Annotated in this window: 17 protein-coding genes; 11 read left to right on the top strand and 6 right to left on the bottom strand. The window is 44.3% G+C overall.

Going from position 1 to position 18,606, the window contains the following annotated elements; all coding sequences use genetic code 11:
• Positions 1 to 186: 186 nt before the first annotated feature.
• Complete coding sequence (locus BMX95_RS10300) at positions 187 to 1,290, bottom strand: DUF695 domain-containing protein (protein WP_081204369.1); 1,104 nt, start codon at positions 1,288 to 1,290, stop codon at positions 187 to 189.
• Between the two features lie 201 nt (positions 1,291 to 1,491).
• On the opposite strand from BMX95_RS10300, the gene BMX95_RS35290 reads away from it, so the two are divergent.
• Together BMX95_RS35290 and BMX95_RS10290 are read left to right on the top strand one after the other, a co-directional pair.
• A complete protein-coding gene (locus BMX95_RS35290; protein WP_207631724.1) occupies positions 1,492 to 1,908 on the top strand; it encodes a YqaE/Pmp3 family membrane protein in 417 nt (138 codons plus the stop codon).
• 192 nt (positions 1,909 to 2,100) lie between these two features.
• The gene (locus tag BMX95_RS10290; RefSeq protein WP_081204368.1) at positions 2,101 to 2,514 is read left to right on the top strand and encodes a DUF5684 domain-containing protein; all 414 of its coding nucleotides are present in this window, start codon (positions 2,101 to 2,103) and stop codon (positions 2,512 to 2,514) included.
• A 90-nt stretch (positions 2,515 to 2,604) separates the two neighbouring features.
• Here BMX95_RS10290 and BMX95_RS10285 read toward each other — a convergent pair whose 3' ends face one another.
• Positions 2,605 to 3,498, bottom strand: a complete 894-nt coding sequence (locus BMX95_RS10285; protein WP_081204367.1) for a hypothetical protein — start codon at positions 3,496 to 3,498, stop codon at positions 2,605 to 2,607.
• 182 nt (positions 3,499 to 3,680) lie between these two features.
• On the opposite strand from BMX95_RS10285, the gene ltaE reads away from it, so the two are divergent.
• The gene (gene ltaE, locus BMX95_RS10280; RefSeq protein WP_081204366.1) at positions 3,681 to 4,706 is read left to right on the top strand and encodes a low-specificity L-threonine aldolase; all 1,026 of its coding nucleotides are present in this window, start codon (positions 3,681 to 3,683) and stop codon (positions 4,704 to 4,706) included.
• Between the two features lie 64 nt (positions 4,707 to 4,770).
• Complete coding sequence (gene pgi / locus BMX95_RS10275) at positions 4,771 to 6,429, top strand: glucose-6-phosphate isomerase (protein ID WP_081204365.1); 1,659 nt, start codon at positions 4,771 to 4,773, stop codon at positions 6,427 to 6,429.
• A gap of 65 nt (positions 6,430 to 6,494) precedes the next feature.
• On the opposite strand, the gene BMX95_RS10270 is transcribed toward pgi, so the two are convergent.
• Both BMX95_RS10270 and BMX95_RS10265 read right to left on the bottom strand, forming a co-directional pair.
• Positions 6,495 to 7,082 carry a porin family protein gene (locus tag BMX95_RS10270; RefSeq protein WP_081204364.1) on the bottom strand — a complete coding sequence of 196 codons (588 nt, stop codon included), beginning with the start codon at positions 7,080 to 7,082 and terminating at the stop codon, positions 6,495 to 6,497.
• 113 nt (positions 7,083 to 7,195) lie between these two features.
• Positions 7,196 to 8,203: a hypothetical protein gene (locus BMX95_RS10265; protein WP_081204363.1), complete on the bottom strand. Its 1,008-nt coding sequence runs from the start codon at positions 8,201 to 8,203 to the stop codon at positions 7,196 to 7,198.
• A 141-nt stretch (positions 8,204 to 8,344) separates the two neighbouring features.
• Between BMX95_RS10265 and BMX95_RS10260 the strand changes: the two genes are divergently transcribed.
• Entirely contained in the window at positions 8,345 to 9,040 is a 696-nt protein-coding gene (locus BMX95_RS10260) for a LytR/AlgR family response regulator transcription factor (RefSeq protein WP_242673258.1), read from the top strand.
• A 108-nt stretch (positions 9,041 to 9,148) separates the two neighbouring features.
• Positions 9,149 to 11,356 carry an ATP-binding protein gene (locus BMX95_RS10255; RefSeq protein WP_081204362.1) on the top strand — a complete coding sequence of 736 codons (2,208 nt, stop codon included), beginning with the start codon at positions 9,149 to 9,151 and terminating at the stop codon, positions 11,354 to 11,356.
• 845 nt (positions 11,357 to 12,201) lie between these two features.
• On the opposite strand, the gene BMX95_RS10250 is transcribed toward BMX95_RS10255, so the two are convergent.
• Entirely contained in the window at positions 12,202 to 13,443 is a 1,242-nt protein-coding gene (locus BMX95_RS10250) for a metallophosphoesterase (protein WP_081204361.1), read from the bottom strand.
• Between the two features lie 185 nt (positions 13,444 to 13,628).
• Positions 13,629 to 14,141 (bottom strand): NADPH-dependent FMN reductase, encoded by a 513-nt coding sequence (locus BMX95_RS10245; RefSeq protein WP_081204360.1) that lies wholly within the window; start codon positions 14,139 to 14,141, stop codon positions 13,629 to 13,631.
• A 110-nt stretch (positions 14,142 to 14,251) separates the two neighbouring features.
• On the opposite strand from BMX95_RS10245, the gene BMX95_RS10240 reads away from it, so the two are divergent.
• From BMX95_RS10240 to dapB, 5 genes are all read left to right on the top strand, one after another.
• Complete coding sequence (locus tag BMX95_RS10240) at positions 14,252 to 14,959, top strand: metal-dependent hydrolase (protein WP_081204359.1); 708 nt, start codon at positions 14,252 to 14,254, stop codon at positions 14,957 to 14,959.
• 381 nt (positions 14,960 to 15,340) lie between these two features.
• Positions 15,341 to 16,141: a ParA family protein gene (locus BMX95_RS10235; RefSeq protein WP_081204358.1), complete on the top strand. Its 801-nt coding sequence runs from the start codon at positions 15,341 to 15,343 to the stop codon at positions 16,139 to 16,141.
• A 68-nt stretch (positions 16,142 to 16,209) separates the two neighbouring features.
• Positions 16,210 to 17,130, top strand: coding sequence for a ParB/RepB/Spo0J family partition protein (locus BMX95_RS10230; RefSeq protein WP_081204357.1), 921 nt, complete (start codon positions 16,210 to 16,212; stop codon positions 17,128 to 17,130).
• Between the two features lie 10 nt (positions 17,131 to 17,140).
• The gene (locus tag BMX95_RS10225; protein WP_133054080.1) at positions 17,141 to 17,791 is read left to right on the top strand and encodes a DUF5683 domain-containing protein; all 651 of its coding nucleotides are present in this window, start codon (positions 17,141 to 17,143) and stop codon (positions 17,789 to 17,791) included.
• Between the two features lie 62 nt (positions 17,792 to 17,853).
• Complete coding sequence (dapB, locus tag BMX95_RS10220) at positions 17,854 to 18,570, top strand: 4-hydroxy-tetrahydrodipicolinate reductase (RefSeq protein ID WP_081204355.1); 717 nt, start codon at positions 17,854 to 17,856, stop codon at positions 18,568 to 18,570.
• The last annotated feature ends 36 nt before the right edge of the window (positions 18,571 to 18,606 follow it).

Genomic DNA, 18,606 nt, shown 5'->3' with positions numbered 1-18,606 from the left:
CGAAAAAGCACACTATTTAGTCTGATCATATGCTAATTGTTTTTGATCAGTCACTTCTTTGCAAATACACTCATAACAAAAACATTACATATCCACTTACCCTTACTTCCATGGCGTGCAGGGCTCAAATATAACGGTTTACACAACCCAAACCGTTTTTATTACATAACCGGAATAGGTTACTATTCAATCTTCAATTGGCAGGTTGAAGTACTGCTCCATAGTTCGCCAGTATTTATCCCTTCTTATAAAGAACATGATCTCATAGGGCGTTTCCTTATTTTCGATATACTGGTTCAGTAAAACCGCCGTGGTTTTATATTCGCTCACATAAAAGTAAATATTCTTACAATTGTCGTAGGTTTTATTTCCGGCCAGGATGGCTTTGTCGCCCGGCAGCAGGGTAAAGATCTCCTCCTCCAGGGTTTGCAGCGCTATCAGTTGCTCCTCACTGGGGAATCCGGTTTCATCACCCGTAAAGGTCATATTGATCTGTAATAACCAGGAATAAGCCGGCTTTTTGTCCCAATACCGGCATTCCATGTTAACGGTTAGTAACATCTTTCGGCCATCCCGGTCTTCAGCTTCCAGCAAATGGAACGTATCGGGCCGTTCATCGGGAACCGATTCATACTTCTCCACAAACTCCTTTTCCCGCCAGCTTAAATATTCATGCAGTTTTGAAATAGGTATTACTTCAATGCCCTGGTCGGCACCGGGCAGGGGACCGGTTTCATAATTATCTATTTTGGTGGCTGTGTTCACTTCACCCAATCCATTTTCAAGATAGATCATACCGCCTGCCTGAAAATGCTCGTCTATTTCACTGTTATATCCCGAGTGTGTGATTACAATACTAACTTCATCGGGATAATTTTCCTGTACTATGGGATAAAAGCTGGTAGTGTCGGTAGTGAACTGAAGGCCATACAGATCTATGCTGATGCCTTCAAAACCCAGGGCGGGCTTATGCGCTGTAAATATCCAGTTATTCACTGGTGGCGCGGCTTTTACCAGGTCTTCCACTTTACAAAACAAAGCGATATCGCCATCGGACGTAATGATGAGTTCATAGTTGCCATTACTATCCGGGCCGGCCAGGGCTTTCAAATATGGGTTATAAGGAGCCATGCGTTGAATAAGCTCTTCCAAAAAAGACAAAGCCTGATCAGAATCATTCTTTTCAAGCCCGCGGAAACGGTGCTCATTGCTGATGAACCATTGCCAGAATGCCGCTATTGCCTGCTCCACCTCCCCTTCCTTTCTGTAATATTTGCTAATGCCAGCCATGGTAAAAATTTTCTACACAATAATAATCATTTTGTACGGCGTATGCAGCTTTATCCTAACTGTGATCTACAACGACGTTACGCGGATGTGGGTAAAAAACATGATACCAGCGATGCAATATTATAATCTGGTCTTTTAATTGCATGTGATGCACAAATCTGAAAAATTCCTCACTATATTTGTTATACCAAAATAGATAATATGAAAAAGATCACTACCCGAATTCTGACCTTACTGGTAATGGTATCTGTTTGCACGTCTCCCGTACTGGCCGCTTCTTTGCCTTCAGTTGACAACACTGCGAAAACCGAACCAGCTCCGGCGACAGTAAACTCTGCCGTTGATGAGTTCAAGAGCCTGTCAAGAGCTGAGCGCAAAACACGCGTTAATGAAGCCAAGAAATTAATGAAAGAGTACAAGGCAGACAAACGGGCTGGTCGTGCTTCTGAAACCGATCAAGTATTATTGGCTATTCTGGCTATCCTGTTACCCCCACTGGCTGTTTACCTGAAAGAAGAAGAAGTGAACTCAAAGTTCTGGATCAGCATCATCCTTACTTTGCTCTTCTGGATCCCAGGTGTAATCTTTGCCCTGTTGGTGGTATTTGATGCCATCTAAGCCAGGACATAATCTAATTTTAAAAGGGGCTCCCGACATTTGGGGAGCCCCTTTTTCGTTCATTACACAACGTGTTTATATACAATAAGTTGCTAATCACCATCCTACCGCGTATTGCCGGCAAAGCTTGCAAATACTAAAAATTATTTACATTTTTATCTGTACACATTCCTAACTAAAACCGACTAAATTATGGTAGGCGCATTTCTTGGTCTTGGACTATTCTTATTAGCCATTGTTGTCTTTTTTTATGTAGTATACTGGCGCATCTTTGAAAAAGCCGGCCGCCCGGGCTGGGAAGCACTGATCCCCATATACAAGTATTTCATAATGATGAAAATTATAGGAAAGCCATGGTGGTGGATACTGCTCATGTGCATTCCTGGTGTAAACATCGTGTTCATCATTATGGCAGTAAATATGCTGTCGAAAAGCTTTGGCAAGGACGAAGGCTATACAGTTGGCCTGATCTTTCTGGGTATCGTTTTCTATCCCCTGCTGGCATTTGGCGATGCGCAATACATTGGACCCTATGGTGACCCTGCGGCATTCGAAGCTGCCCAACAGCCCGATTTTGATTTTGACGCGCCACAACAAAAATTATAGCCGACCACTACCCCAGTAACAATAGTAAAGGGCCCCCAATGTATCTGGGAGCCCTTTTTTATTTTCGCGATACGGAACAAGGAGCCCTTTCTATGGCAGGGTAATTCCTACCTGGCCATTGGCCCATATCAATAATGCGCTGTCATCACAATCGGCGGTTGTACCAAAGTCAACATACAAAACGCGGTTGTTGATGGTTATTTTCAGTTTGCCTTTTGCTATCCAATGACAGGCTACTGCTTTTATTAACGGTGTTTCACTGTTCTTGGTTACATTTATACCATTGGCATATTTGATGGTTGTATTCACTTCTGTTGAATACACATCATCGGCACAGGTGGCAGTGGCGGCGCCTTCAATTTGTGTAACTGTTTTTGTGCCTTCATAGGTAAAGCCTCTGCCGTTTGGCCACGCTACTTTACCACCTGAAATTTTAACCGAGTACTTTACAGCCCCGTTTGCACTGAGGTTGGTAATGGTTTTCACCCCTTCAATATGCGCCCGGTTAACATAATAATCCTGTAAAGTAATGGTAAGCACGGCGCCCGATTTGCGGATAGGCGCAGCAAAGTTCAGGATCACTTTACCTTTTCTCAATTTGCCATCGCGGCAAATACAACCATCGCCATAATTTACCGTAACTGTTTTGGGGAAAGTGGTGTCGTTAGGTTCAGCAGTAATAGTAACGCAGGGCCCCAGTTTCAAAGCCAGGTTAACAAACAGGTCAATGCGAATACGAGCGGTGTTGCCATCGGTTGCTATCCGGCCATTATCAACGGCGCCGGTTTGCAGATCGGCGCCTGCTGCCAGTCCCATTTCGGTAATATCATCATATTCACCTTCTGCGGCAGCGTCTTCCTGGCTAATAGTCTGCGCTTCCGTATCGCTTACAGGAGTTTGCGCGCCGTCGTCTTTTTTACAGGAGCCAATCGATAAAGCCATCAGTAAGAGCATAGCAATAGCAGCTGAAATTCTACATTTCATGAGTGTTCTTTTAAAGTGTAAAAATTGTATTGGTAAAGTGCGCTATTAGGAAGGCCGTTGAGAGTGTAAGTTTAATATCATGTTAAAAAAAACCAGCAAGTGGTTGGGAACTCTTCCCAAATTGGTCATTGAATTTCGGCTTCAACATTCTACATTTATCATTCAATATTCAACATTTATCTATGATAGTTGACCTTAGATCGGATACAGTTACCCAACCAACGTCGGAAATGATGGACGCCATGTTAAGAGCGCATGTAGGTGATGATGTTTTTGGTGAAGATGCTACCGTAAATATGCTGGAAACCATGGCTGCCGAATTGTTTGGCATGGAAGCCGCGTTATATTGTCCTACCGGAACCATGAGCAACCAGATTGCCATTAAAGTGCATACCCAGCCGGGCGATGAAGTGATCTGCGATCAAACCGCGCATGTATATCAGTATGAGGGCGGTGGTATGGCGTTTAATTCAGGCGTGCAATCAAGGCTTATACCCGGCAACCGGGGACGCATCACCGCCGATCAGGTGGCCGCGGCTATTAATCCCGATGATGTTCACAAAGCACACACCTCCCTGGTTTGCCTGGAAAATACTTCGAACCGCGGAGGCGGTAGTTGTTACGATCTGACCGACATACAACAGATCCGTACCGTTTGCGATAATAATAACCTGTCCCTGCACCTGGATGGCGCCCGTTTGTTTAATGCCATTGTGGCCCGCAATGAATCGCCCAAACAATATGGGGAGTTGTTCCACAGCATTTCGGTTTGTTTAAACAAAGGATTGGGCTGCCCCATCGGAAGCATTCTTATAGGCAGCCAGGCCTTCATTAAAAAGGCAAGGCGGGTACGCAAGGTATTTGGCGGCGGTATGCGCCAGGCCGGTTACATGGCCGCCTGTGGCGTGTACGCCCTTAAAAACAACATCATCCGATTACAGCAGGACCATGATAACGCCCGGGAAATTGCCTCGAACCTTATTAAAACCACCTTTACGGCCGGGTTATTACCTGTAGAAACCAACATCATCATCTTTGAAATACAACCACCCTTTCAGGCGGCCCAGGTAGCAGCGGCATTAAAAGAAAAGAACATCCTGGTGATCCCCATTTCACCCACCCACATCAGGATGGTGCTGCATTTGGGCATTACACCCGCCATGGTACAATATGTGGTAAACACTGTTCTTAATTTACAAATGAGCTAGTAACTTAGAGCTAACAATTAAATAACCAGGAAAGATTTATTTTTGACAGCTAATTCAACCGAGTATGTTACCAAAGATCAAGCCTCATCAGACCGATGCATGGGATAAACTGGAACGCCATTACAAGAAGATTTCCGAAACGCATTTGCGCGAGTTGTTTGCAGATGACCCGGACAGGTTCAATAACTTTTCGATTTCGTTTGAAGATATATTGTTCGATTACTCCAAGAACCGCATCAACGCCAAAACCATGTCATTGCTGCTCGATCTGGCAGAGGAATGCAAACTGAGCGATGCCATTGAAGCCATGTTCACCGGCGATGTTATCAACGAAACGGAAGGCCGGTCGGTATTGCATACCGCCCTGCGCAATATGAGCAATGAGCCGGTATATTCCGAAGGCAAAAATGTAATGCCCCAGGTACACCAGGTTCAGCAGCAAATGAAACACTTCTGTGAACGCATTCACAGCGGCGAATGGACGGGCTACACCGGTAGTAAGATAAAATACATCGTTAATATTGGTATTGGCGGCAGCGACCTGGGCCCTTATATGGTTACCGAAGCGCTGAAGCCCTACTGGAAAAAAGACATCCAGGTTTTCTACGTATCCAATGTTGATGCCACCCATATTGTTGAAACGCTGCGGAAAGTAACCCCACAGGAAACCCTGTTCCTGATCGCCTCCAAAACATTCACCACCCAGGAAACCATGACCAATGCACATACGGCACGACAATGGTTCCTCGAGGCAGCCGGCGATGAAAGTTATATTGCTAAACACTTTGTGGCACTTAGCACCAATGAAAAAGAAGTGGTGAAATTTGGTATCGACAAAGCCAATATGTTCGAATTCTGGGACTGGGTAGGCGGCCGCTACTCCTTATGGAGCGCCATTGGTTTATCCATTGCACTGACCATCGGCTACGAGCATTTTGAACAGCTGTTAAAAGGCGCTCATTCAACCGACAACCATTTCCGCACTACATCTTTCGATAAAAATATTCCGGTCGTAATGGCCCTTGTAGGCCTTTGGTACACCAACTTCTTCGATACCCAAACGGAAGCCATTTTACCATACGACCAGTACATGCACCGGTTTGCCGCTTATTTTCAACAGGGCAATATGGAAAGCAATGGTAAAAGTGTTGACCGCAAAGGCAAACAGGTTCGTTACAACACGGGGCCGGTTATCTGGGGCGAACCAGGCACCAATGGCCAGCACGCTTTTTACCAGTTGATCCACCAGGGAACATTGCTGATCCCCTGCGATTTTATTGCACCGGCCATCAGCCATAACCCAATAGGTGATCACCATCAAAAACTGTTATCCAACTTCTTTGCGCAAACAGAAGCGCTGATGAATGGTAAAACCGAAGTGGAAGCGGAAGCCGAGTTAATAAAGGCAGGTAAATCTTCAGAAGAAATAAAGGCCCTGGTGCCGTTTAAAGTATTCACCGGTAACCGGCCAACCAACTCAATCCTGGTTAAAAAGATCACGCCCTATACGTTGGGCCAGCTGATAGCCTTATACGAGCACAAGATCTTTGTACAGGGTGTTATCTGGAATATCTTCAGCTTTGATCAATGGGGTGTAGAATTGGGGAAACAACTCGCCAATAAAATCCTGCCCGAACTGCAGGACGATAAACCGGTGAGCAATCACGACTCCTCTACCAATGGCCTCATCAATGCCTGGAAGAAGTTGAAATCAGATGTATGAGATAACGTATAATAAAAAAAGCCCTCCCGACCGGGAGGGCTTTTTTTATTATATAGAAAGAGTATCTATAATATCCTTGTTCCTAAATACACCTGAAATCCCTGGTTCTTCCACTTGTCCTTGTTATCAATATCATTGATATTAGCAAGGCCTACCACATACCGGCCACCTAACTTCAGGCTACCGATATTCAGTTGCACACCACCCAGCATAGAGAAGTCGCCTTTCTTAAAGGCATCCTGACCGTTATCTACCAGGGTTTTGTCGTGGTTAAGCAAAATGCCAAATTGTGGCCCAGCCTGCAGCGTAAGGAATTTAGCGGGGCTTATGTTTAACAGCACCGGAATGCTCAGGTAATTCAGCTTTCCTTTTACATCATCCACGCCATGTGGATAGATAGAACCGAAATGATCACCTGTACGGTAATTGGTTTGGTTCCACATTACTTCAGGTTGTATACCTACTGTTTCGCTGAAATTCAATTCTGCAAAAGCACCTAAGTTATATCCAAAATTAAACTCATCTTTCATAGCGGTGCCATCTACCTTGAAGATATTTGCACCGGCTTTCGCACCAATATGAAATCCTTGTGCAAATGAGATAGAAGTCAGCGTAGAAGCAATTGTTAATAATGCCAGGGATTTAAGTTTCATATTCTGTGTTATTATTTGGTTCAACAATAGAATTTCAACTTACATGCCAGGGTTCAACCATGCCTGTTAATTTACCTTAACAGCTACGTGAAGAAATACCTAAAAATCAATCACTAAAAACTTAATCCGGCTGTTATGGAATAAACGGTATTCAATTTTGATCCGGGGTCCTGCAGGTCCTGAAGAAAATAATCGAACAATACCTGCGACTGCAGCAGGAACCTTCCTTTTAAATAACTACCCCTAAGCGCCATACAGGCCGACTGAAACGCTAATTGCGTATTGTCGGAAATGTCGTTGTTACTGGGTAGCGAGTTGGCACGCACGGGTGAAAAATTATATGAATAAGAGGTGTTAAAACCATAGGTTTGTGTACCGGCATTCAACATGGCAATAGGAGTTAACGTTATGTTATCCCGTTTAAACAAAACACTGTACCAGTCAAAGTCTTTACGAAGTGAAATGGTGGCCGAGAAATCGCTTACCGAGGTAGTGTTCTTTACGATCACGTAATAGCGGCGCCTTGCTTCCAGTAACCGGGCCAGGCGGCTGGCTTCTCTTTTCTGAAATTCATCTTTACTACCCCAGCCATAACTCAGGCTTATCGTTGGCCGCACCCACCATTTTTTATAAGAGAAATAAGCAAACAATTCATTCTGTATGGGCGTGGTATAAAAATTCAGTGAATCTTTTGTAAAGTACCGGGTATAGGCAATGCCGGTGGAATAGCTCTTTTTTATGCGGTCAAAGGAAGGGCTCACTGCATACTGGTAAAAATTCATCCCGTTGTTTAGCAGGGCAAATGCTGAAGCAGAAATGCCCAGACCCGATTTATGAAAATACCCTACGGCCGGCGAAAAGATCAGTTTCTTTTGCGTATTTACCGTAACGGAATTCTTTTCATTAAAACTAAAATAGCCCGTACCGATGCTTGTATTAACGGTAAAGAAACTTTTGCTGCCTGCTAAACTATCTAAATAGGAATCAAAGTCTTTTAATAAAGAATCCAGGATGGCCGTGGTATCGCCCTTTGAAAATAATGAATCCAGCTTTCCCCCATTCTGGGAAAAAGCCGGTTGTATGGCAACCACTAAAACAATCAGAACGAGCAATTTCTTCATACGTTTGCTAAATAGTCTACGGGCGGCACACACGGATAATGTGCAGAACAACGAAGATGAGATTAAAAAAACTGCCGCCGGTTTAATCATTACTAATTTTTTGCTAACTTATAGTACCTTAACTTATATCACCATTACACTATGATAACCTGTTTGATAGTGGACGATAACGACTTGTCGAGGCTTACTTTACACCAACAGGCGCTACAAACCGGAAGGCTGCGGATTACCGGCGAATGTAAAGATGCCATTGAAGCCCATCGCAATATTACGGCCAATCCGCCTGATTTGGTTTTTTTAGATATAGAAATGCCGGGAATGACCGGTATCGACCTGTTGAAAATATTACCCAAACAAACCCTGGCCATTCTCACCACTTCAAAAAAGGATTATGCGGTGGAAGCATTTGACCTGAATGTGGTTGATTACCTCATAAAACCGGTGAATTTGCCCCGCCTACTGCAGGCCATAGATAAAGTGCAGGATATATTATCCCGCAATGAAGAGGAAATAACAGCCGCTCCCGATGAATATATTTTTATCAGGGACAATAACCTGCTGAAAAAATTACGGCTCGAAGAAATATTATGGATCGAGGCCATGGGTGATTATGTAAAGATCAGAACCGAAGCCCAATGGCATATTGTACATACTACGCTTAAAGCAGTGGAAGAAAAGATCAACTCAGCCCGGTTGATGCGTGTTCATCGTAGTTATATCATCTCCCTCGACAAGATAGATTCTATTGAAGATGGCGCTGTAAATATTATCAACACCCCTATACCCGTTGCCGAAAGTTATCGCGCTAAATTGATACAGAAAATAAAGTTATTATAATTAAATTGCAGTAACAATGTGGATAACTAACGGTCCACTACATTGATTAAGTTAGCAACGCATCCGTTCCCATGGTTAAGGCAGCTTACTGAGGTAGCATCAGTTACCATGAAAAGAAACATAAAACCTAACAGGCTTATACTCTACAGCATAGCGTTTTCGGTGGCCTTTATTGCTGCTGGCATTATTCTTCAATTCAACACCGAGCGGATCATCAGTAAATCCCGCTCTGCCAGCCGTGAAGCCGTCGAGTCTTTTCATTTGCACAACAAGTTGCAGAACATCGTCAAGAATGTTATACTTACCGAAAGCCGGGTACGTGGCTTTGTTATTACCGGTGATAGTAATTTCATTGTTGGCGTTCAGGATACACTTAATTTATTACAACAGGAACTGGAAGGCTTGCAAAAAGCTTCCATGAACCAGTATAATCAGTCTTCCTTCACCCGCCTGGCTTCGCTTATTGAAAAAAGGATCTTAACCAACAATGAGATCATCGATGTATATGCCCGCTTTGGTAAAGTGCAGGCCGAAAAAAGAATTTCCAGCAAGGCCGGCACCATTCTCCGTGACAGTATTACCGATCTTTCCATGCAACTGGAAAAAGACCTGTACGATCAGTTGCAGGCCGGTATTGCGCAGAACAGAAAACGCACCTTCTATGTCTTAATCATCAGCCGCTTATTAACCATACTTGGCCTTTCGGGCATTGTGATCTTATCCTTACTGGTTATTCGCCACATTCTACAACAACATAAACTGATACAGGCTTTAAAAGAAGCACGGCGACAAACCATTGAATCGGCCAATGTAAAAGAACAGTTTCTCGCCAATATGAGCCATGAGATCAGAACGCCTATCAACTCGGTCATCGGCTTTACCAACCTGATACAAAAAACAACGATGACAGAGGAACAACAACAGTTTGTTAACCTGATACAATCGGCCAGTGAGAACCTGCTTACTATCATCAACGACATCCTGGATATTTCCAAAATAGAAGCCGGTATGTTGCGCATTGAAAGCAATCCATTCAGTATCCACGGCCTTTGCAATTCTATTGAGACTATGTTCTATCACAAGGCCCGGGAGAAGAACCTTTCTTTTTCGCTTCACATTCAGGACAATATTCCCGATACACTTACCGGCGATGCAGTGCGGCTTACACAAATACTGGTGAACCTCATCAGCAATGCCATCAAGTTTACACAAAAAGGCGGCATCGCCATCAACATCACTTCCCTTACACAAAACCAGGAAGTGGTGCGTTTACGGTTTTCGGTTAAAGACAGCGGCATTGGCATTCCTGCCAACAAACTGGAACCCATTTTTGAACGATTTCAACAGGGAGAAACCGATACCACACGTAAATATGGCGGAACCGGTTTGGGCCTTTCCATTGTAAGGAGCCTGGTACAGCTTCAGGCCGGAAACATCACTGTGGAAAGCGAACAGGGCAAAGGCACTGAGTTTATATTCGACATTGCCTATTCACTGGTACCCATTGGCGAAACCCTGCCTGCAGCCCTAAGCGACAAAACAGCTATCACCGCCGGTGCTTTCCCCCATGCCCATATTCTGGTAGTGGAAGACAATTCCATGAACCAGCTGTTGATAAAATTCACGTTCGAAAGCTGGAAGGTGAATTACCAGTTGGCCGATAATGGCGCCAAAGCCATTGAATGGTTACAAGACGCCTCCTTCAACCTGGTGTTGCTGGATATTCAAATGCCGCTGATGGATGGTTATGCCACCGCACAGGCTATTCGAAAAGACCTGAAAAGCGATCTTCCCATTATTGCCATGACGGCGCATGCACTGGCCGGTGAACGGGAAAAATGTTTAAGCTATGGCATGAACGATTATATTTCAAAACCCATTCACGAAAAGGAACTGTATTCCCTGCTGAAAAAGTACCTCGATGACAACCGCGACTCCAACCTTGAATCGCTTAAAAACGAACTGCATTACATCGATCTGAACTTTTTAGAAGATTTGGTGATGGGCAATGGTGAGTTCTTAAAAACCATCGTAAAACAGTTCCTGAAGCAATTCCCCGGTGAAATGGAATCCCTTAAAAATGCCATAGATCAAAAAAACATCCAACAGGTGGCTTCGCTCGCCCATCATATTCAATCAACCGTTTCCATTCTGGGTAAAAACACGCCTTTCTTTCAACAACTGGAAAAGCTGGAAAAACTGGCCACCCGGCATATTGCAGCTGCCACCCTTTCCACCGAGTTCGACAAACTGCACGACTACAAACACCTGTTGTTACAGGAAGTAAATCAACTATTGAACGCCAAAGTTTTCTAAAAATTCACCGTAAAAACAGCAACCAAACCCCGGTACCCGCTCACCGTAAATTTCCGGTCATTCGGCTATATGTTTGCCTTGTTCATCGAATCTGCCCCATAAAGAAGGCGTTGGCAACGTAAATTTATATCGTCAACACAAAAAGCCCTACGAACAACCCTTGAAATAATTAGCGTTCAACTTGTTTCACAATAGTTTTTCCCCTAATCCCTAACATCGTAGAATTTCCTTGTCCTTTTACCCTGTTATGATTTAAAAATCATACAATCCTAATGAGTTCATGGTCAAGGTCTGATTTAGTTTTCTGAAAGGAGACTGGCTAAGATGGATTTACGCTGGCCCGCCGCTCGTAAAAGCTTTTCATCTATAACAACCCAAACCGTAAAGTAGCAAATAGCATTTTAGCTGGTCTCTTATTTTTACCCTGCCTTGTAGCAACAACCAAACTTAGTTTCAAAGATCATTCAGATCCGTAACCTGTATTGAAATCCGTACCCGGCCCAAAGCACGGGTTACCTTTTACAGTAATTCGCATGGCGCGACATGCAGCTTCTTCTGAAGCCCTTAAAAAAAAGGGCTTACAAAAAATGACTGCCGGGTAAAACCGGCAGTCATTTCTTTATGGTGAGTGGCCTTGATTGCCACCTAATGGTAGTGTTAGAGTAATGTTATGGTAGGGAAATGGCCTGGGTATAGTATCTGAATTGCCTGGGGCCCCTACAGAAACCGCCTGGTGCGAAAGGCAATACTCAGGCAATACTCAGGCAATACTCAGGTAATACTCAGGTAATACACCTGAAGTCTGATGCCATTCGACGCGCATCGTGAATGGGGAACTGTCAACTTTATCCCAACTCAATCAAAGTAATTTCAGGCAGAATACCTACCCGGCCAGGATAACCGAGAAAGCCAAAACCGCGGTTCACATATAATTTCTGGTCACCGGCTTCATATAAACCAGCCCATTGTTTGTACATATACTGAACCGGGCTCCATTTAAAACCGGGCACTTCCAGCCCGAATTGCATCCCGTGGGTGTGACCGGCCAGGGTAAGATCGATATCGCCGTATTTGGTGCGCACTTCTGCATCCCAATGGCTGGGATCATGGCTCATGAGTATTTTAAAGGGGTATTGTTCAGAACCGGGATAGGCGTCTTCCATTTTACCATACTTGCTGAAATTGCCTTTGGCGCCCCAGTTCTCGATGCCTAACAGCGCAATGCGATCGCCGCCTTTTTCCAGCACCACATGTTCATTCATCAGCAGGCGCCAGCCCATGTTTTTATGAACCTGTTTCAACTGTTCCAGGTTCTCCTTTTTGGCCTCCAGGCTTTCCCACTGAACATAATCGCCATAGTCGTGGTTACCCAGCGTTGAATACACACCCAGCGGCGCGTTCAGCTTGTTGAACACGTCCATATAATCCTTCATTTCGGAAGCGCGGTCATTTACCAGGTCGCCGGTAAACAGGATCAGATCGGGTTTTTCTTTCAGGATCTTTTTAATGCCTTTTTCAACGGCTTCCTTATCGGTAAAGCTGCCGCTGTGAATGTCGGAGATATGCACTATGCACATGCCTTTAAACGCAGCCGGCAGGTTTTTAAAGCTCATACGCAGGCGATTTACCTGGTAGCGGTATTTATTGCCAAAGCCATACACCAGGGTGCTGAAAACGGTTCCACCCACAGCCAGGCCCAGCCAACTCAGAAAAACGGAACGGGTAATTCCCGCCCCATTTTGGGCAGCGTCAATTGGTTTTTGTCCGATCTTCCCAATTAACCAGGTGCCTGCCCGGCGAATATCATCCACCGCAAAAAACAGGGACGCTAATAATTTAGAAATGATGAGCCCAAATACGAGGGCCCGCGAATAAGTAACTGCCCAGCGGGGCCAGTTGTCGTGATTTACATAGGGATAGGTAAATACGTATAACAATGCTGAAATGGAAATGATCCAGTAGCCTATTGTGATGGCCAGTCGGGCCTTTGAAGAAGTAGGCAATACTACCTGCAACACCTGGAAAACATATATATCCAGCAGGGCCATTATACCCAGCAGAAAAAAGAAAAAACCTGAATTACGCATGATTGTCGATAAATAGTTACTAATGTTTCTTAATGAAGTGCCGTTTAACCCCGAATTTTTGGTTAACAGGAATATGAAGTAGGAAATACGATGTAAGAAGAACCTGAGTTTCGTAGCTCACGACTGTATTTCTTACTTCTTACCTCTTACTTCATTGTCTTAAATAGGTTGACGAACCACCTTAACTAAAATTGTAAAAATTCTTCCACCTGCATATCGATAGCCTTCAAAGTGCCGGCATCATGAAAATCGCCGGTGCTGCCATCCATAAGATTATGTACCAGTGAAATAGGCAGTTTATTGGGATGAACCACAACCCGCAGATAATGTAAAATACTTGTTAAATGCTCCAGCCCGCGCAAATTGCCGCCCCGGCCGGTGGCCACGCCGGTGAGCAGGGCCTTTTTGCCCCACCATGTTTTTTTGTAGTCTGAAATATCGAACATGAGCTTTAGCACGCCGGGGATGCTGCCGTTGTATTCAGGAACAATGAAAATGAATTTATTGGTGGGAACTAAAATGTCGTTTTCCAGCTGTATGAACTCAGGGGTTTTATCAATATACTTCCAGCCTTCCAGGCTTAGGAAATTTGGGGTAATGTTCTTTGATTTTAAGACCTGTTGATAATGGCGGGCAACTTTTTCGGTATTACTTCCGGGTCTGTTGGTTCCGGAAACGATGGTATAGATGTCACTCATTGTATTAATAACGTTGGGATAAAGTTCTTAGTTCTCCGTTCTGGGTTCATAGTTTGTATGTTTGCAAACTCAGAACAAAGAACTTAAAACACAGAACAAAAAATTACTACATGAATTTTACTTTTTACGGACACTCCTGCTTTTCAGTTGAGATCAAAGGTACAAAACTGTTATTCGATCCATTTATTACACCCAATGAATTAGCCAATAAAGTGGTAAATGCCGATACCGTGGAAGCCGATTACATACTGGTTTCGCATGGCCATGCCGATCATACTGCCGACCTGGTGAGCATTGCCAAACGCACCGGTGCCAAAGTGGTGTGCAATTACGAAATTTACGAATGGCTGGGCAAACAGGGGGTAACCAATGTGCACCCCATGAATACCGGTGGTAAATGGAACTTTGGCGACTTTGCCGTGAAAATGGTAGTGGCCCAGCACTCCTCAGGCTTACCAGACGGCTCTTACGGCGGTAATCCCGTTGGCTTTATTGTTACTTCCGAAGCCGGCAATTTCTATTACAGCGGCGATACAGCGCTTACACTCGATATGCAACTGGTGCCTACCTGGGCTGAGTTGAATTTTGCGGTGCTGCCCATCGGTTCCAACTTTACCATGGACGTGGAAGATGCCGTTCGTTGCGCCGCCATGATCAAATGCCAGCAGATCATTGGTGTACATTACGACACGTTTGGCTATATTAAAATTGACCAGGCTGCCGCCAAAAAGGCTTTTGCCGATACCAGCTGTGTGTTGCATTTACCAAAGATTGGAGAGACCGTGGATATGAAAAACCAGAAGGGTTTTACCCGGTAAGGCAAAGTAATTTTCCGGTATTTTTCTCACCCAAAACACGGAAAAACAACGGCTTGTAAAATATTAAAACATTAAATGCTGATAATAAGCCTAATGTAATAATTTTGCGTTCCAATTTGGGCATCCTCCATTTTTTGGGGGATGCTTTTTATTGGGGAGTTTAATACAATTTTATTCACTATCGGGTTTGCAGACTGTATTGAATGCGGTAAATAAGTATATTGTCACCGAATTTTGCCCTTTCTACGGTTTAAATACCGGAAAAGACGAAAGGGCCGTGCTGATTTTTCGTGTTTTTACGAGGTGCAGCGCCTAATTAAGTGAAACCAATTTAAAAAATCCAATGACCTGCCCAGGCAGGTAGGAATGTAATTAATCACTATGGCCCGAGTAATTGGAGTAGCCAATCAAAAAGGGGGAGTTGGGAAAACTACTTCCGCCATCAACCTGGCGGCCAGCCTGGCCGTTCTGGAGTTCAAAACATTATTGGTAGATGCCGATCCGCAGGCCAATAGTACCAGCGGTGTAGGTTTTGATCTGCACAATATTCAAACGAGCTTGTACGACTGCATGGTAAACAGTACCCCGGGTAAGGACGTAATTCTGAAGTCAGAAATACCGAACCTGGATATCATTCCGTCGCACATTGACCTGGTAGGTGCTGAAATTGAGATGATCAATTATCCCAACCGGGAAGGTGTATTAAAAAACATATTGGAGCCGGTGAAAGATCAGTACGATTTTATTATCATCGACTGTTCCCCTTCACTGGGTTTGATAACTGTGAACGCATTGACCGCAGCAGATTCGGTAATGGTTCCGGTACAGGCAGAATTTTTTGCATTGGAAGGTCTTGGCAAATTATTAAACACAATTAAGATTGTTCAAAGCCGTTTAAATCCTGATCTGGCCATTGAAGGGATCCTGATGACCATGTACGACGGCCGTTTACGCCTGTGCACACAGGTGGTAAATGAGGTGCGCAAGCACTTTGATGAGATGGTGTTTGATACAATCATCCACCGCAATGCCCGCATCAGCGAGGCGCCCAGCGTTGGAAAACCGGTTATTTTGTATGATGGTCAAAGTAAAGGGGCTGTCAACTATCTGAACCTGGCCAAGGAGATCCTGCAAAAGAACGACATGACGAAGATCAAGCAGGAAGAGCGGATATTAGAATAATGAGGTGGCATAGGTCCCGCCAGGTGGTGGGATTGACATGATCCAAAACAAAAAACCATATACAATCAATGACCAACCCCAAACAAAATAAAGACGCGCTGGGTAAGGGAATTCGTTCCCTGTTGCAGAATATCGATTCTGATCTGAAAAATGCGGCTGGCAATTTGAAAAAAGACGTTGCTGAAAATGTTGTTGCCATATCCCGCATCCCCATCGATCAAATTGAGCCAAACCCACGGCAGCCCCGTCATGACTTTGACGAACAGGCTTTGCAGGAACTGGCTTCTTCAATAAAGCTGCACGACATTGTGCAACCCATCACCGTTTCCCAAATGGCCAGCGGCAAATACCGCCTTATTTCGGGTGAACGCCGGTGGCGCGCTTCTAAAATTGCCGGGTTGGTTGATGTACCGGCCTATATTCGTCAGGCTAATGACCAGGAGCTGCTGGAACTGGCCCTGCTCGAAAACCTGCAACGTGAAGACCTGAATGCCGTTGAAATAGCTTTGAGCTACAAACGCATGATGGAAGAACTGAACCATACCCAGGAACAGGTAGCAGAACGTATGGGTAAGGAAAGAAGTACCGTTGCCAACTACATTCGCCTCCTTAAATTACCCCCGGATATTCAGGTAGCTGTGCGCAAAAACGAGATCAGCATGGGCCATGCCCGCGCATTGATCAATGTAGACACAGTAGATAAACAATTATTCATTTACAACGAGATCAGAAGCCGTAGTTTGTCTGTAAGACAAACAGAAGACCTGGTTAGAAAAATGTACAAGAGTGGTACTGCTGCCGGCGTTAAAGAATCGGTAAAAAGCTCACTCCCTCCAGCTTATAAAAAAATAGAGGATAACTTAGCAACGCATTTCAGTACCAAGGTTAGATTAAATCATAATAAAAACGGACACGGAGCTATTTCGATCGAATACTATTCTATCCAGGAACTGAATAAGATATTAGATCAAATCGGTGTCTCGGCTTAAGTTCGCCTGCATGAAACCTATTTTCTTCGTTATTGCGCTTATCCTATGTATACCCATGCTGGCATTGTCTCAGCATAAAGACACCCTTATTGTAAAAGATACCGCGGGAAACGTGGTAACCAGTACAAAGGTGAAGAAGAGCAACTGGGTGTATAAATACGATTCAACTGGTAAGCGCGTTTACGAACCACGTAAGGCGGCTATTTTGTCGGCCGTTGTTCCCGGTCTTGGCCAGGCTTACAACAAAAAATACTGGAAAATTCCGCTGGCGTGGGCTGCTGTAGGTATTCCAATTTATTCCTACTTCTATAACAGAGGCATTTATCGCGATATCCAATATGCGATAACAGTTGCCGAGCTTGATAAAAATGACCCCGGTTACCAGGCAGCGTATGACCAGGTTGATCCCAAATTGCAATACCTTGTCGACCACCAGTCAATAAACTCACTTACCAACTATCGGAACGAATACCGGAAAGACATGGATTATTCCATTTTATTCACCCTGCTGTTATGGGGGTTGAATGTTGTGGATGCCACGGTTGACGCCCACCTGAAAGGATTCAATGTAAACGACAACCTCACCATGCAAATAAAACCGGCCATTACATCGCCCCAAAGCATTGGTATAGCGCTGGTTTTCAAGTTTGCCGATAGATAATCGCCGAAAAGCGATAACTTTGCACCCCTGTAAATGTTTCGCATTCAACTAACTTCAAAGAGATGAAAATAGCTTTAATCGGATACGGTAAAATGGGCCATGCCATTGAGGAAATCGCTGTGCAACGTGGCCATGAAATAGTTCTAAAAGTAGGCTTTGAAAACATCGGGGATAATACCATCGAAAATATAAAGAAGGCTGATGTTGCTATTGAATTTACCGGTCCGGAAGTAGCTTTTGACAATGTGATCAAATGCCTGGATGCAGGTGTACCGGTTGTAAGTGGTTCTACAGGCTGGTTACAACGATTTAATGAAGCTAAAACACATTGCACCCAAAATAATGGAGCCCTGTTATATTCCAGCAACTTCAGTGTAGGCGTAAACATTTTCTTCGCCATCAATAAAAAGCTGGCAGAGCTGGTAGCTCCTCATCCTGAATACCAGGTTTCTATTACCGAGCTTCACCACACCCAAAAGAAAGATGCGCCCAGCGGTACCGCTATTACACTGGCCGAAGGCATTATGAGTTCATTCAAACAAAAGAAAAAATGGGTGAATGAGACTACCAATAACCAGGCTGAACTGGAGATCATCAGCGAACGGCAAGATCCGGCCCCCGGCACACATACAATCGTTTATAAATCCGACATTGACGATATTGAAATAAAACATACCGCTCATAACCGCAAGGGCTTTGCTTCCGGCGCCGTACTGGCTGCAGAATTCCTTCAAAATAAAAAAGGCATTTATACCATGAGCGATGTGTTAGGATTGTAAGAACACACAAATAATTGAAATATATCATATACATAA

The organism is Niastella yeongjuensis (genome assembly GCF_900110245.1).
GTDB lineage: Bacteria > Bacteroidota > Bacteroidia > Chitinophagales > Chitinophagaceae > Niastella > Niastella yeongjuensis.
The sequence above is the reverse complement of the archived record's forward strand: the minus strand, read 5'-3'. Positions and strand labels throughout refer to the sequence as shown.

Bases quoted from the DNA above. Each gene is read 5' to 3' on its own strand.
- BMX95_RS10300 (WP_081204369.1), bottom strand. From the start codon at position 1,290: ATGGCTGGCATTAGCAAATATTACAGAAAGGAAGGGGAGGTGGAGCAG.
- BMX95_RS35290 (WP_207631724.1), top strand. From the start codon at position 1,492: ATGAAAAAGATCACTACCCGAATTCTGACCTTACTGGTAATGGTATCT.
- BMX95_RS10290 (WP_081204368.1), top strand. From the start codon at position 2,101: ATGGTAGGCGCATTTCTTGGTCTTGGACTATTCTTATTAGCCATTGTT.
- BMX95_RS10285 (WP_081204367.1), bottom strand. From the start codon at position 3,498: ATGAAATGTAGAATTTCAGCTGCTATTGCTATGCTCTTACTGATGGCT.
- ltaE (WP_081204366.1), top strand. From the start codon at position 3,681: ATGATAGTTGACCTTAGATCGGATACAGTTACCCAACCAACGTCGGAA.
- pgi (WP_081204365.1), top strand. From the start codon at position 4,771: ATGTTACCAAAGATCAAGCCTCATCAGACCGATGCATGGGATAAACTG.
- BMX95_RS10270 (WP_081204364.1), bottom strand. From the start codon at position 7,082: ATGAAACTTAAATCCCTGGCATTATTAACAATTGCTTCTACGCTGACT.
- BMX95_RS10265 (WP_081204363.1), bottom strand. From the start codon at position 8,203: ATGAAGAAATTGCTCGTTCTGATTGTTTTAGTGGTTGCCATACAACCG.
- BMX95_RS10260 (WP_242673258.1), top strand. From the start codon at position 8,345: ATGATAACCTGTTTGATAGTGGACGATAACGACTTGTCGAGGCTTACT.
- BMX95_RS10255 (WP_081204362.1), top strand. From the start codon at position 9,149: ATGAAAAGAAACATAAAACCTAACAGGCTTATACTCTACAGCATAGCG.
- BMX95_RS10250 (WP_081204361.1), bottom strand. From the start codon at position 13,443: ATGCGTAATTCAGGTTTTTTCTTTTTTCTGCTGGGTATAATGGCCCTG.
- BMX95_RS10245 (WP_081204360.1), bottom strand. From the start codon at position 14,141: ATGAGTGACATCTATACCATCGTTTCCGGAACCAACAGACCCGGAAGT.
- BMX95_RS10240 (WP_081204359.1), top strand. From the start codon at position 14,252: ATGAATTTTACTTTTTACGGACACTCCTGCTTTTCAGTTGAGATCAAA.
- BMX95_RS10235 (WP_081204358.1), top strand. From the start codon at position 15,341: ATGGCCCGAGTAATTGGAGTAGCCAATCAAAAAGGGGGAGTTGGGAAA.
- BMX95_RS10230 (WP_081204357.1), top strand. From the start codon at position 16,210: ATGACCAACCCCAAACAAAATAAAGACGCGCTGGGTAAGGGAATTCGT.
- BMX95_RS10225 (WP_133054080.1), top strand. From the start codon at position 17,141: ATGAAACCTATTTTCTTCGTTATTGCGCTTATCCTATGTATACCCATG.
- dapB (WP_081204355.1), top strand. From the start codon at position 17,854: ATGAAAATAGCTTTAATCGGATACGGTAAAATGGGCCATGCCATTGAG.